Origin of the sequence: Marinomonas transparens (genome assembly GCF_016463975.1) — a bacterium.
GTDB classification, from domain to species: Bacteria; Pseudomonadota; Gammaproteobacteria; order Pseudomonadales; family Marinomonadaceae; genus Marinomonas; species Marinomonas transparens.
In genome coordinates this window covers 1-13796 of the sequence record NZ_JAEMNX010000025.1, presented here as the reverse complement: position 1 = coordinate 13796, position 13796 = coordinate 1, and the positions used below count along the sequence as shown (strand labels likewise).

The 13796-nt window shown below is 43.9% G+C and carries 12 protein-coding genes and 1 tRNA gene; 7 read left to right on the top strand and 6 right to left on the bottom strand.

Annotated elements, in window-relative coordinates; all coding sequences use genetic code 11:
• Nucleotides 1–303: 303 nt before the first annotated feature.
• Complete coding sequence (locus I8J31_RS17365) at nt 304–1275, top strand: RluA family pseudouridine synthase (protein WP_199469858.1); 972 nt, start codon at nt 304–306, stop codon at nt 1273–1275.
• Between the two features lie 87 nt (nt 1276–1362).
• Here the strand turns inward: I8J31_RS17365 and gcvP are convergent, their stop codons facing one another.
• The 3 genes from gcvP to glyA all read right to left on the bottom strand — a co-directional run bounded on the left by gcvP (nt 1363) and on the right by glyA (nt 6036).
• Nucleotides 1363–4227: an aminomethyl-transferring glycine dehydrogenase gene (gene gcvP / locus I8J31_RS17360; RefSeq protein ID WP_199469857.1), complete on the bottom strand. Its 2865-nt coding sequence runs from the start codon at nt 4225–4227 to the stop codon at nt 1363–1365.
• Nucleotides 4228–4303: 76 nt separating this feature from the next.
• Nucleotides 4304–4687 (bottom strand): glycine cleavage system protein GcvH, encoded by a 384-nt coding sequence (gene gcvH, locus I8J31_RS17355; RefSeq protein WP_199469856.1) that lies wholly within the window; start codon nt 4685–4687, stop codon nt 4304–4306.
• Nucleotides 4688–4758: 71 nt separating this feature from the next.
• On the bottom strand, nt 4759–6036 hold the full coding sequence (gene glyA / locus I8J31_RS17350) for a serine hydroxymethyltransferase (RefSeq protein WP_199469855.1): 1278 nt from the start codon (nt 6034–6036) through the stop codon (nt 4759–4761).
• Nucleotides 6037–6425: 389 nt separating this feature from the next.
• Here glyA and gcvT point away from each other — a divergent pair, with 389 nt between their 5' ends.
• The 4 genes from gcvT to I8J31_RS17330 all read left to right on the top strand — a co-directional run bounded on the left by gcvT (nt 6426) and on the right by I8J31_RS17330 (nt 10084).
• Nucleotides 6426–7526: a glycine cleavage system aminomethyltransferase GcvT gene (gene gcvT / locus I8J31_RS17345; RefSeq protein WP_199469854.1), complete on the top strand. Its 1101-nt coding sequence runs from the start codon at nt 6426–6428 to the stop codon at nt 7524–7526.
• A 141-nt stretch (nt 7527–7667) separates the two neighbouring features.
• A complete protein-coding gene (locus tag I8J31_RS17340; RefSeq protein ID WP_325101222.1) occupies nt 7668–8204 on the top strand; it encodes an elongation factor P hydroxylase in 537 nt (178 codons plus the stop codon).
• The gene (locus I8J31_RS17335) at nt 8185–9324 is read left to right on the top strand and encodes a 4-phosphoerythronate dehydrogenase (protein WP_199469852.1); all 1140 of its coding nucleotides are present in this window, start codon (nt 8185–8187) and stop codon (nt 9322–9324) included. The genes I8J31_RS17340 and I8J31_RS17335 overlap by 20 nt, the downstream gene beginning before the upstream one ends.
• Nucleotides 9325–9358: 34 nt before the next feature.
• Nucleotides 9359–10084 carry a flagellar brake protein gene (locus tag I8J31_RS17330; RefSeq protein WP_199469851.1) on the top strand — a complete coding sequence of 242 codons (726 nt, stop codon included), beginning with the start codon at nt 9359–9361 and terminating at the stop codon, nt 10082–10084.
• A 69-nt stretch (nt 10085–10153) separates the two neighbouring features.
• Here the strand turns inward: I8J31_RS17330 and htpX are convergent, their stop codons facing one another.
• Together htpX and I8J31_RS17320 are read right to left on the bottom strand one after the other, a co-directional pair.
• Nucleotides 10154–11032, bottom strand: coding sequence for a protease HtpX (gene htpX, locus I8J31_RS17325; RefSeq protein WP_199469850.1), 879 nt, complete (start codon nt 11030–11032; stop codon nt 10154–10156).
• Nucleotides 11033–11105: 73 nt separating this feature from the next.
• A complete protein-coding gene (locus I8J31_RS17320) occupies nt 11106–12323 on the bottom strand; it encodes a pyridoxal phosphate-dependent aminotransferase (RefSeq protein ID WP_199469849.1) in 1218 nt (405 codons plus the stop codon).
• A 124-nt stretch (nt 12324–12447) separates the two neighbouring features.
• Here I8J31_RS17320 and msrB point away from each other — a divergent pair, with 124 nt between their 5' ends.
• Nucleotides 12448–12864, top strand: coding sequence for a peptide-methionine (R)-S-oxide reductase MsrB (gene msrB, locus I8J31_RS17315; protein WP_199469848.1), 417 nt, complete (start codon nt 12448–12450; stop codon nt 12862–12864).
• A gap of 57 nt (nt 12865–12921) precedes the next feature.
• On the opposite strand, the gene I8J31_RS17310 is transcribed toward msrB, so the two are convergent.
• Complete coding sequence (locus I8J31_RS17310; protein WP_199469847.1) at nt 12922–13494, bottom strand: YajG family lipoprotein; 573 nt, start codon at nt 13492–13494, stop codon at nt 12922–12924.
• A 131-nt stretch (nt 13495–13625) separates the two neighbouring features.
• Here I8J31_RS17310 and I8J31_RS17305 point away from each other — a divergent pair.
• Nucleotides 13626–13701: transfer RNA gene (locus I8J31_RS17305), tRNA-Glu, on the top strand.
• Nucleotides 13702–13796 lie beyond the last annotated feature (95 nt).

Here is a 13796-nt window from a genome sequence, read left to right as displayed (position 1 = left end):
TTAATAGCAAATAGTTTCTTTACCAGTCTCTTTGTTGCTTTTTTTATGAACGACGCGAACGCGCTGTCGAGCAATTAACGAGAATTCCTTCCACTGAAGCGGATTTATCCGAATCATGCGGTTTATTATTTAAGATTAACTGTTACAGAGGTAAGATAGAGGGCCGAAGTGTCGCTTCGGCAATTTTCATTCAATTCTTTGCATCATATCTTCGAGGTGTTTTGTTGCCTCTTACCCTTTGCGAGTGTGAATATAACAGTAAAATCTAAGTGCTTCAATTATAAAGGAAAGCAATCTTTGGTTATGTCGGATTCAGAACAAAAATTAACAGAACGCCCTTCGGTTCGTTACGTCACAATTGACGACAATAATATCGACCAAAGAATAGATAACTTCTTGGTTACATTACTAAAAGGAGTGCCTAAAGGTAAAATTTATAACCTACTGAGGAAAGGTGAAATTCGCGTTAATAAAAAACGTACCAAGCCGGATTACCGTCTACAGAATGAGGATGTGGTGCGAATTGCTCCAATAGTCATTGCTCCAGCCTCAGAAAAACCAATGTTATCGGATAAGTTAAAAGGGGAAATTGAATCTCGAATTATTTATGAAGACAAAGGTTTAATTGTCGTTAACAAGCCTTCGGGGTTAGCGGTTCATGGCGGTAGCGGTTTGAGCTTTGGTTTGGTGGAAGTGATTCGACAAATGCGACCGCTCGAAAAATTTATTGAGCTTGTCCACCGTCTCGATAGGGATACTTCTGGTCTCATCATGATTGCGAAAAAGCGAGCGGTATTAAAAGAGTTGCATACGGCATTGCGTGATAAAGAGGGCATACAAAAGACTTACTTGGCGCTCGTGTACGGCAGTTGGCCAAAACGTAAGTTGCAAGTGAATGCACCACTTTTAAAAAATGAGCTTAAATCGGGTGAGCGAGTAGTGAAGGTTCATACGGATGGAAAAGAAAGCCTAACGCGTTTTAAGTTAGTTCGTCAGTTTGAAGGTTATAGCCTAGTTGAATGTGAGCCGGTAACGGGTCGTACTCACCAAATCCGTGTTCATACATTGCATGCGGGCTATCCAATTGTTGGTGATGATAAATATGCCCCCACAGATTCCCTTAAAGAAACTAAGGCATTAGGGTTTAAGCGATTGTGTTTGCATGCCACTCGTTTAGATATCATGTTAAATGGTGAGCGCCTTTTACTTGAAGCTCCCATAGACCAAGAATGGCAAAACCTGATGAATGGTAAGCTGGTTGCGAAATATTCCTAGCAGGTGAGCTTTGAAGGTGAATAAACACAAAAGGCGAGCCATTTTGGGTTCGCCTTTTGTGTTGTAGCTTTTTATCACGACTAAGAATTAATCTTCATAGCTATCAATCGGTGGGCATTCACAGAATAGGTTGCGGTCACCGTAGACATTGTCGATACGGCCAACAGGAGGCCAATACTTACGAGCTTTGATCCAAGGCAGCGGGTAAGCCGCGTCTTTACGTGAGTAGGCGTGCGTCCACTCCATGTCTAGTAGACTGTCTGCAGTATGTGGTGCATTGATTAATGGGTTGTCTTCCAATGACCACTCGCCATCTTGTACCTTGCCGATTTCTTTGCGGATTTGGATCATTGCATCACAGAAGCGATCTAATTCTTCTAGGTTTTCTGATTCCGTTGGTTCTATCATTAGGGTGCCAGCGACAGGGAACGACATGGTTGGCGCATGGAAACCAAAATCCATTAGTCGTTTCGCAATGTCTTCTTCGCTGATACCTGATTCCGCCTTCAATGGACGAATATCGATAATGCATTCATGAGCCACCGCGCCATTTTTCCCTGTGTAAAGTACTGGGTAATGTTCATCTAGGCGTTTAGCTATGTAATTAGCGTTTAAGATGGCATTGAAAGTAGCGTCACGTAGTCCTCGGTCGCCCATCATTTTGATGTACATCCAAGTAATGACTAGAATACTTGCGCTACCATAAGGGGCTGCAGATACGGCGCCGTGCTGCTCTGCCATGTCTAATACTGGCGTAACAGCGTGACCCGGTAAGAAAGGGGCAAGGTGAGATTTTACACCAATAGGCCCCATGCCGGGACCGCCACCGCCATGAGGAATACAGAATGTTTTGTGCAGATTAAGGTGAGAAACGTCACCACCAAAGCTACCTGGAGGCGCAACACCTACTAGTGCGTTTAAGTTTGCACCATCGATATAGACCTGACCGCCAAATTTATGAACTAGGTCACATACTTCACGAATGTGTTCTTCAAATACACCATGAGTAGATGGATAGGTTGCCATGATGCAACTAAGTTGCGCTGCGTGTTTTTCTGCTTTTTCAGCAAGATCTGCTAGGTCTATATTGCCATCCTGATCGCATTTGACGATGACGACCTTCATACCCGCTAAAGCTGCGGAGGCTGGGTTGGTGCCGTGGGCAGAACTTGGAATCAAACAGACATTACGGTCATGGTCGCCGCGTGACTTATGGTATTTATCTATAGCGAGTAAGCCTGCGTATTCTCCTTGCGCACCGGAATTTGGTTGCAGAGAAACTGTGTCATAGCCTGTGGCTTTCGACAGCATGTCGATCAGCTCTTTAAGCAAATCATGGTAGCCAGATACTTGATTGCTTGGCGCAAAGGGATGAATACGACCAAATTCAGCCCAAGTAACTGGAATCATTTCTGACGCGGCGTTTAGTTTCATCGTACAAGAACCCAGCGGAATCATGCTTTGGTTGAGGGCGATGTCTTTCACTTCCAACTGATGCATGTAGCGCATCAATTCTGTTTCACTATGATGGCTGTTAAATACTGGGTGAGTCAGGATAGCGTCTTGACGTAATAGAGCAGCATCGAAGCCTTGAGCGGCTGACGCTTCCGTGACTTCATCTTCACTTAATGTGATGCCAAAGCAATCTGCTAGGTCAATAAGATCGGCAGGCGTAATAGTTTCATTGAAAGAAATCGACACTTGAGTGGCAGAAGCTTTGTAAAAGTTCACTAACTTGGCTTCAGCCTTGGCTATGATGCTGTCTGTTTGGTCTTTCGTATCTATGATCAAGGTATCGAAATAGCTTGAGTTGGTGGTGAAACCTTTGGCTTGTATCGCTTTCGCAAAGCAATGGGTCAAAGAAGCAACGCGTAACGCAATTTTCTTCAAGCCAACTGGCCCATGATAAACCGCATAAAATCCCGCCATCATCGCGAGCAGTGCTTGAGCGGTACAAATGTTCGATGTGGCCTTTTCTCGGCGAATGTGTTGTTCGCGAGTTTGCATTGCCATGCGAAGGGCGGGTTTACCATGGCTATCTTTAGAAACACCGATAACTCGACCCGGCATAGAGCGTTTAAAAGCGTCTTTGGTTGCTAGGAAGGCGGCATGTGGCCCACCAAAGCCCATTGGCACGCCAAAGCGTTGTGCGCTACCAAAAACAATGTCGGCACCCATATTGCCGGGAGACTTCAATAATACGAGTGAAAGCAGATCGACAGCGATGCTGACTAATGCACCTTGCTCGTGGGCTTGTGCGATAACAGGGCTAAGGTCATTGACGCTACCATCGATACCCGGATATTGGAAAATAGCCCCAAACACATCGTGATTCGCGAAGTTAGCGATGTCGTCAACAATCACATCAATTTCTAGCAGCTCAGCGCGAGTTTTTACCACATCAATGGTTTGTGGTAAGCAATGATCGGCAACAAACAGGTTGTTATTTTTCTTGCGGTTAGAGCGCTTCATCAGCGTCATGGCTTCCGCTGCTGCCGTGGCTTCATCTAATAAAGAGGCATTAGAGATTTCCATGCCAGTCAGGTCGATAATCACTTGTTGGAAATTTAATAGCGCTTCCAATCGACCTTGAGAAATTTCTGGTTGGTAAGGAGTGTAAGCGGTATACCAGCCTGGGTTTTCTAATAGGTTTCTTATAATAGGAGAGGGAACATGGGTGTCGTGGTAGCCTATACCAATAAAAGAGCGAGCCACTTTGTTTTTACTGGCAATGGCTTTTAGCTGAACCAGTGCATCGTTTTCGCTGGTTGGTAGTGCAGAAAGGTCGAGATTTGCCTGACGAATCGCTTCAGGAACTGTTCTCTCTATTAACTGAGGAAGAGAGTCAATGCCAATAGCAGCAAGCATAGTTGCCTGTTCTGCAGAATCTGGGCCTATATGGCGCGCTATAAATTCATCATTGCTTAACAAATCGCGGATGCACGAAGTCATGGTTCAGTCACCTATAAGGATAAAATCTTGGAGAATAAGCTCTTTTGCGGAAAAGCAAGAGAGCTTAATAGTGAAACTATTCGATTGAGGCTGAGTAGCCTGCTGCGTCAAGCAGTTTGTCAAGTTCAGCGCTGTCGCTTAGCTTGATTTTGGCAATCCATGCGTCTGTAAAGGGTGATTCATTAATAAGCTCAGGGGCATCTTCTAGGGCGTCATTAATTTCAATAACTTCACCGGATACTGGTGCGTAAATATCGGAAGCAGCTTTAACAGATTCAACCAAAGAGAATTGCTCTGCGGCTGTTGTTTCTAAGCCTACTTCTGGTAATTCAACATAAACAACATCGCCTAGCAGATCTTGAGCATGGTCAGTGATGCCAACGGTTACTGTGCCATCACCATTGTCTAAAACCCACTCATGGGACTCAGCGTATTTTAAGTTTTCTGGAATAGAGCTCATTATATAATCCCTCTTTTTAAAAATACCCGAGAGCAATGGCTCTCGGGTAGATTGTTTCTAGTGATAGAGTTTTAGCGATACAGTGGGAAGCGTTTGCAAAGTTCTTTAACTTCAGCAAGTACGCGCGCTTCAACTTCTGAATTGCCTTCTGGCTTTTCAACCAAGCCATCTAGAACATCACTGATCAGGTGGCCAACTTTGCGGAACTCTTCTACACCAAAGCCACGAGATGTTGCGGCTGGCGTACCGATACGAATACCGGACGTGATCATGGGTTTTTCAGTGTCGAAAGGAATACCGTTTTTGTTACAGGTGATGCCAGCACGTTCTAGTGCTTTATCAGCCATGTTGCCTTTCAAGCCTTTAGGGCGAAGGTCAACCAGCATTAGATGGTTATCAGTACCACCAGTAACAATATCACAACCGCGTTCCATCATGACTTCCGCTAAAGCTTTAGCATTTGCAACGACTTGATCGATGTAAACTTTAAACTCTGGTTTTAATGCTTCGCCGAAAGCAACGGCTTTGCCCGCGATGACGTGCATCAATGGACCACCTTGATAACCGGGGAAAACCGCAGAGTTGATTTTCTTACCAAGATCAAGATCGTTAGAAAGAATCATTCCACCACGGGGGCCGCGCAAGGTTTTGTGGGTGGTGGTGGTTACTACGTGGGCGTGTGGTAATGGCGATGGGTGAGCACCTGTGGCAACAAGGCCAGCAATGTGTGCCATGTCAACAAACAGATAAGCGCCCACTTTATCGGCGATTTCTCGGAAGCGTTTAAAGTCGATAACACGAGGAATTGCAGAGCCGCCAGCGATGATCATTTTTGGCTTGCACTCTAAGGCTTGGGCTTCAATGGCGTCGTAATCGATTAATAGGGTATCTGGATTTACTTGGTATTGAACCGCGTTAAACCATTTGCCTGATTGTGCTGGTGGCGCACCGTGGGTCAAATGACCGCCAGCGTCCAATGACATGCCAAGGATGGTATCGCCTGGTTGCAGCAAGGCAAGCATTACTGCGCCGTTTGCTTGAGCGCCTGAATGAGGTTGTACGTTGGCAAATTCACAGCTAAAGAGCTGCTTAGCGCGGTCAATGGCTAACTGCTCAGTAACATCTACTGCTTCACAACCACCGTAGTAGCGACGGTTTGGATAGCCTTCCGCGTATTTGTTCGTTAAAACGGAGCCTTGAGCTTCTAGAACGGCTTTGGATGTGATGTTTTCAGAAGCAATTAATTCGATACCAGTTTCTTGGCGTTCTTGTTCTTCAACAATAGTGGCAAAAAGTTCTGGATCGCGTTCAGCTAAGGATTGGCTGAAAAAGGCTTCGGTGTTGGCCATGGAGTAGTTCCTCTTAAGTAAACAGGTATGCCTAATAAGACAAAGGTTGGTTCCTGCGTATAATACCACTAAGACGCCCTAAGAGGATGAAAAAAGATCATCTTTCTGAGAGTATCGGTCATTGTTACTGTGAGTCAATTTGCGTCTATCATAATCAAAAAGTTTCCAATTGGAAACAGTAAAAGACCGAGAAAACTTAAACTATATTAATTCAATATGTTTGACCAAGCATTCAGCTATTTATAACTTATGTACGGCGGTAGTTGGCTGTTTTAGGTTGTTTATCTTTAAATAAAGCTATCTTAGTGCTTGTCAAAGAATGTCGTTTTTAGATACTCTGTTTCCAATTGGAAACATATTCTAGGCAATATCTTATTGAGGTTTACTCTATGAAACGCACCGCGCTCTATGCTCAACATCTCGCTTCTGATGCTCGTATGGTTGAATTTGCTGGTTATGAAATGCCAGTACAGTATCCACTTGGCGTGAAAAAGGAACACTTGTGGGTAAGGGAGCAAGTGGGTTTGTTTGATGTTTCGCATATGGGGCAAGTTATTTTAAAAGGGACAAAGGTAAAGTCGGCCCTTGAAACGATTTTGCCAGTCGATGTGTTGGGACTTGCGCAAGGCATGCAGCGTTACGGTATGTTTACCACAGAACAAGGCGGTATCACCGATGATCTGATGTTTGCGAATTGGGGGGATGATATCTTCATGGTAGTTAATGCCGCTTGTAAAGACCAAGACATTGCTTATCTCAAAGCCTCCCTTACTGATTGTGAAGTGGAAGTGATCGAAGATAGGGCACTATTAGCTATTCAAGGACCTAAAGCACGCGAAGTATTTGCTCGAATGATTCCCGATGTTTTGACCATGACCTTTATGCAAAGTGTAAAGCTTGATTGGCAAGGCATTGAGCTTTGGGTGAGCTGTTCTGGTTACACGGGTGAAGATGGCTATGAGGTTTCTGTGCCTAATGAAAATGCAGAAGCTTTGGCGTCAGTTTTGTTGTCTTTTGATGAAGTTGAGTGGATTGGTTTAGGGGCTCGTGATTCTCTTCGCCTTGAAGCTGGCTTATGTTTGTATGGTCATGACATTAATACTAATACCACGCCAGTAGAGGCTTCTATAAACTGGGCAATTCAAAAAGTGCGTCGTACTGGTGGTGAGCGTGCCGGTGGCTTCCCTGGGGCGGACGTAATCCTGCCTCAGTTTACTAACAAACCCGCAAAAAAACGTGTTGGCTACCTAGTGGAAGGGCGAGCGCCTGTTCGTGAAGGCGTTGAAATAGTTAATGAAGCGGGTCAAGTAAAGGGCACAGTGACTAGTGGTGGCTTTTCACCAAGTCTTTCTCAGCCTATTGTCATGGCTTATGTGGAATCGGCTTCTCTCGCCACAGAAGAAGCGTTGTTTGCCAGTGTGCGTGGGAAAAGTATTCCGCTCAAACTGACCGCTATGCCATTTGTTCCAGCAGGTTATTTCCGCGGCTAACAAGAGGCTTTTGAGAGGCTATTTTTAAATCAATAGAGTTGTGAATAAATTAACTGAAATGCGCCATGTGAAGGCTGTCACTTTGCATGGCGCATTTTTTTAACTTGTGGGATAATTTTCCCTTTTTGGAGCCCGCAGTTGGTGAATTCGAAACAGCTGGTGGAAGCATTTAATACCTGTTTTCTTTCAAGTTTTAATACTTGCCTAATTGGCGGAGCGGATGAGCCCCTTTATAGACCAGCCGACGAATCCAGTTCGGCGGTTATCTATTTTCGTCTTGATTACCCTTCAAGTGCGCTGCATGAAATTAGTCACTGGTGCATTGCTGGCCAAAAGAGGCGTGAATTAGAGGACTATGGTTATTGGTATGAGCCAGACTCACGCAATGCACAAGCACAAGGTGAATTTGAAGCGGTTGAAGTCAAACCTCAAGCAGTTGAATGCATTTTACATTGGGTAGCAGGTTTAGCCTTTCGTGTTAGTGTGGATAATTTGGCTATGCCTGATTATGACCCACAGCATTTTGAGCGGGCGGTAAAAGTACAAGTGGGTAAATACCTTATTTCTAATTTACCCAAAAGGGCGCTTATTTTTTCTAAGCATTTGTTGGCACAACGGTGTCCAGACCTAATATTTGAAGAGTTTTTACAGCAGTGCTATGAAAATTATTGCAGATGAAAATATGCCCAATGCGGAAATCTTATTTTCCCATCTAGGGCAGGTTGAATTAGTTAATGGTCGCACCCTAACCAATGAGCAACTTAAAGATGTCGATGTGCTCTTGGTTCGCTCTGTTACTAAGGTGACTAAAAAGTTGTTAGAGGGAAGTCCTGTACGTTTTGTCGGCAGTGCTACCATAGGGGTTGATCACATTGATAAAGATTACTTGGCTGAGGCGAACATTGCTTTTAGTAGTGCGCCAGGCTGTAACGCTAATGCGGTAGCGGATTATGTATTTAGTGGCTTGAGCTATTTGTATTTGACTAAGCAGCTAAGTTGGCTAGGTAAAAAAATTGCTGTGGTTGGCTATGGCAATGTGGGGGAAACTGTCTATCAACGGTTTGCGCAATTAGGGTGTGATGTTTGTGTTTATGATCCTTATAAGCAGAAGGCGATTAGTGGTGTAAACTTTGTTTCGTTGGATGATATTCTGGCTTGTGAGGTGATTTCCTTGCATGCACCACTAACCTCTCAGGGCGATTATCCGACAAAAGCAATGTTTGGTGCAGCAGAGCTTAGCCAGTTGTCTTCAGGTGTAACCATTATTTCCGCGGGGCGTGGTGGCGTTATCGATGAAGAGGCGTTGATTCGCTTACATCATGAGCGCCATGGGGATATCAATCTTATTGTTGATGTATGGGATGGTGAGCCAAAGATAAACCAAACCCTTGTAGATTTAGTGGATATAGCAACGCCACATATTGCTGGATACAGCAAGCAGGGGCGTGAAAAAGGTACATGGATGGTTTACCAGGCTCTTTGTGATTTTTTAAAACACGACGAAAGCCTAATGGCAAAAGACAGTGCGATAAGCCCTGGCTGGTTACCTGTCATAAATATTGATAATCGCTCAACTAAAAATGAAGAAATTCTCGCTAGAAGCGCTCATGCTATCTATGATGTAGCAAGAGATGATGCGCGTTTACGTTTTAAATTCCGGGAAAATAAAGAGCTTAATGTTTTTGATTGGCTGCGAAAGCATTATGTAGAAAGAGACGAATTTAATACGTGTTTTGTTAGGGGGGATAGTGATGCCCCCTCTTTAGGTCTTTTAAAGGCGACAGGCTTTTCCATATGATTTTTATAACCAAAGCAAAAACTAAGGTAGATGCATGGCAGGCATGATGCAGGTTGATCTGGGCGATTTAGACGTCCCGATAGGAACAAATGTGCAGTTGGAATTTATTTCCCCCCCTGGACGGCATATGGTCAAAGTGTTGGGGAATATACCTGGTAGTTCACTAATCTTGTCTTGCCCTAAATTAAATGGCAAAAATATATTGGTTAGAGATAATCAAATTGTCAATATCCGCTTAATGCTGGATACGCATGTCTGTGGTTTTTCCAGCAAGGTAGCCAAAAGCTACCTAGAGCCAGCAGCACATTTACATATCGCTTACCCTTCCTATGTGGAGGCGTCGGAAGTTCGTCAGGCGGTACGTGTAGAAACTCGACTTATTTGTAGCCTTGAGAGTAATGATTCTAAAGAGTCTATAAGAGAGACGGCATCTGGTATTATCATCGACTTGAGTCTAGGTGGAATGAAACTTATCAGTAAGGACGACTTCGCCACGGTTAATGAAAAAATGCGTGCGATCTTCAATGTGAATATTGGCCCCCATAGTCACATAATGAAGATAAATTGTGAGGTACGCTCCCAAGAAATTCAGATGCTCGAAGAGGTTCAATCCACCTTGGTCGATAATGAGTTTTTATCAAAAATGGGGGTGGAATATTTTTATGTCTATGGAGTGCGTTTTCTCGATGATGGAAAAGAGGTTGGCATTCCATTAACGGCCTTTATTTTAGAGTCGCAAAAAAATAAAGAAAATAAATAAAAGTGTTCATTGGATTTCATAAAAAAACCAGCTTGATTGCTGGTTTTTTTATGGGCTTTGCTTAGTTGCCTACAAAGATTGTAATGCCTTGATACGCTCTTCAATAGGTGGATGGCTTGAGAATAGCTCACCTAGGGTTGGTGTTTTTCCACGTCGAATACCAAAAGCTAGCATCGAATCTGGCATATGGCTTTCTTCATGCTCCTGTTGCAAGCGAGCAAGAGCCGCAATCATTGCGCCTTTACCAGCTAGTCGGGCTCCAGCTTCATCTGCTCTAAACTCACGAAAGCGTGAGAACCACATAACAATCATGGAGGCCAGAATGCCGAAAACGATCTCGAATACAAAGGTGGCAATATAATAACCCCAGCCAACAGAACCTTCATTATCATCCTTGCGTAAAAACTGATCGACGGCATAAGCGGCAATACGAGCAAAGAACATGACAAAGGTATTTACCACGCCTTGAACCAGAGACAGGGTGACCATGTCACCATTTGCGACGTGCCCTATCTCGTGTCCAAGTACGGCTTTGATTTCATCTGGGGAGAAGCGATCTAGCATGCCGCTAGAAACTGCCACTAACGCCGCATTTTTATTCCAGCCTGTTGCAAAGGCGTTGGCATCATGGGAAGGGAATATGGCCACTTCTGGCATTTGAATGCCTGCTTTTTGAGAAAGCTCTTTTACCGTATCTAGCAGCCAAACTTCCTTATGATTGCGTGGTTGTTCAATAACAACAGCGCCCGATCCTCGTTTTGCCATAAATTTAGACAGTAACAATGAGACGAAACTACCAGCAAAACCAAACACACCACAAAAGATAAGTAATGAGGTGAAATCTAGACCATTGCTGGTCATATAGCCATTGACGCCTAATAGACTGAGTACAATACCTGCCACGACCATGACAGCTAAATTTGTGAGTAGAAATAGAATGATACGCATTGCTATGCTCCTTTAAAGGCTTATTAAGGAGCATAGTAGGGCTTGATTATTTAATTTCAAGCATTCATGAATGCTAGCGCTTTCTTAATCGAGCTAAAAAGGCCGCGAAACGATCCATGGCCGGACTTAGCTCTTCCACATGGGGAAGGAAAACAAAGCGCACATGGTCGGGGGTGGGCCAGTTAAAGCCGGTACCTTGAACGATTAGGATTTTTTCCTCTAATAAAAATTGCAACACGAGATCCGTGTCGTGTTGGATGTTGTACATTTTTGGGTCAAGGCGAGGAAACAGGTATAAAGCCCCTTCTGGTTTATGGCAATGGACGCCCGGAATTGAGTCTAAGGCTGCCCAAGCCGCATTGCGCTGCTCATAGAAGCGGCCACCGGGGACGATTAGCTCATTTATGCTTTGATAGCCTCCAAGGGCTGTCTGTACCGCGTGCTGGGCAGGAACGTTAGCGCAGAGTCGCATTGAGCTAAGTATGTCCAAACCTTCAACATAGTCTCCTATACGGCTCTTGTCACCAGTAAGCAGCATCCAGCCGGAACGAAAGCCTGCGGTACGATAGACTTTAGATAGCCCTCCAAAGGTAATGCAAGGAATGCGCCCCTCCGTTAGAGTGGCGGTAGGAATATGCTGGGCGTCGTCGTAGAGGATTTTGTCATAAATTTCATCAGAAAAAATCACAATATTGTGCTCTTCCGCTAGCTCGACAATAGATTCGAGTATCGCTTTCTCATAAACCGCCCCTGTTGGGTTATTTGGGTTAATAATGACAATAGCCTTGGTTTTATTGGAGATTTTTGAGCGGATATCTTGAATATCCGGCTGCCAACCGGAACCTTCATCACATAAGTAGTGTCTGACATAACCACCAGACAAGGTGGCAGCGGCTGTCCAAAGAGGGTAGTCGGGGGCTGGAATGAGAATTTCGTCGCCATCATTGAGTAAGGCTTGCATGGCCATCACAATAAGTTCACTGACGCCATTGCCCATCCAGACATGGCTTATGTCAGCAGATTTAACGCCCATAGCTTGATATTTTTGCATAACCGCTTTGCGAGCAGAAAATAGCCCTTTGGATTCGCAATAACCTTGCGCGGTAGGAAGGTTATGAATGACATCAACTAGGATTTCATCTGGGGCTTCAAAACCAAATGGCGCAGGGTTGCCTATGTTTAACTTAAGAATACGTTGGCCTTCTTCTTCCATGCGCATGGCTTCTTTGAGGATAGGGCCACGAATTTCGTAACAGATGTTGGCGAGCTTGTTTGATTTGCGAATTTGCACTGGCGTTCCTTTACTACAGACCTAGGTAGGGATTGTGTTAAATAGCCCTTTTTTAAATTGACCTTGATAATACAAGGCGAAGGACAAATATATTAACTCTACACCTTATGTGGGAGCATTTAAAATGAGCAATCAAGATACGGGCAAAAAAATTATTAAATCAGAGGAGCAGTGGAAAAAAGAATTGCCTGAAGAGGTTTTTAATATTGTTCGCAAACATGGTACTGAACGGGCTTTTACTGGTGAGTATGAGAAACTATATGAACCGGGTAAGTATCATTGTCGTTGCTGTGGTGCACTTTTGTTTGACTCTGAAACCAAGTACAACTCTGGTTCAGGTTGGCCCAGCTTTTATGATGCCCATAAAGATAATATTACCGAAAAAAGCGATAACACTTGGATGATGCAGCGAGTGGAATTGGTTTGTAATAAATGTGACGCGCATCTTGGTCATGTGTTTGAGGATGGCCCGCAACCGACAGGGTTGAGGTATTGCATTAACTCGGCATCTTTATCTTTCAAGGAAGAGGGTGAATCTTAAAGTGTTAGAGCATAAAAAAAACCGCTTCAAGCAAATGGAGCGGTTTTTTGTTTTTTTCTATTCTTTTAACAGAATAATGATGTTGGGATCGCTAAGTAAGCGGTTAACCGTTTGGCTTGCCAGATCGTTCATGTCTTTTTCTATGGTTTTTTGGTACGGCATGGTGCCGTATTCGTCTACTTTTTGAGAACCGTAGTTAGCCTTATAGGTTTTGCCTTTTGCTATCACGGTCGCCTTGATTTCAAAATCTAGTGTGGCGACTGTCTTTAAAGCATTTACTTTGGTTTTATAGCTCATTTTTGTAATGTCTATCTGGATCTCTGAAGCTGGTAGCACGCCTTGATCAGGAGTGAAGCCTAAGCTGCGAAGGCCAGCGATAACACTTTCTTTTACACTTAGCTTTACGTCGTTAACGGTAAAAATGTCTGCTTTTTCACTGAGTCCAGTCTTAATTGAGCCGATAGCATTAGTAAGTTTGGTATCGGTAGTGACATTAATGACTCTATCATTAGATACGCTTTCATTTTTTACATTAACTTGCGGCACTATGTTTATGTAATGAGTGGTTGAACAGCCAGTCAATAAAGCCGCCGAAAGCGTGAGGGTTAAAAAAAATTGCTTGTTTAACATAAGAGCTCCAATTCAATTGATTTATAAAGTGCTTTTTTGTGTAAGTTACTTAAATTAATGCAGAAAACTATTGATTTTAAAAATAGTAACAGTAATATACGCACCCGCTCACACAGCAAGATTATAACGCTGTCCCATTCGTCTAGAGGTCTAGGACACCGCCCTTTCACGGCGGTAACAGGGGTTCGAACCCCCTATGGGACGCCATCCTTTCGCAAGGCTGGCCGTATTTTAATCATATTTTGTGTTGTTTGAGAAGTGTTTGCGGGAATAGCTCAGTGGTAGAGCACAACCTTGCCAAG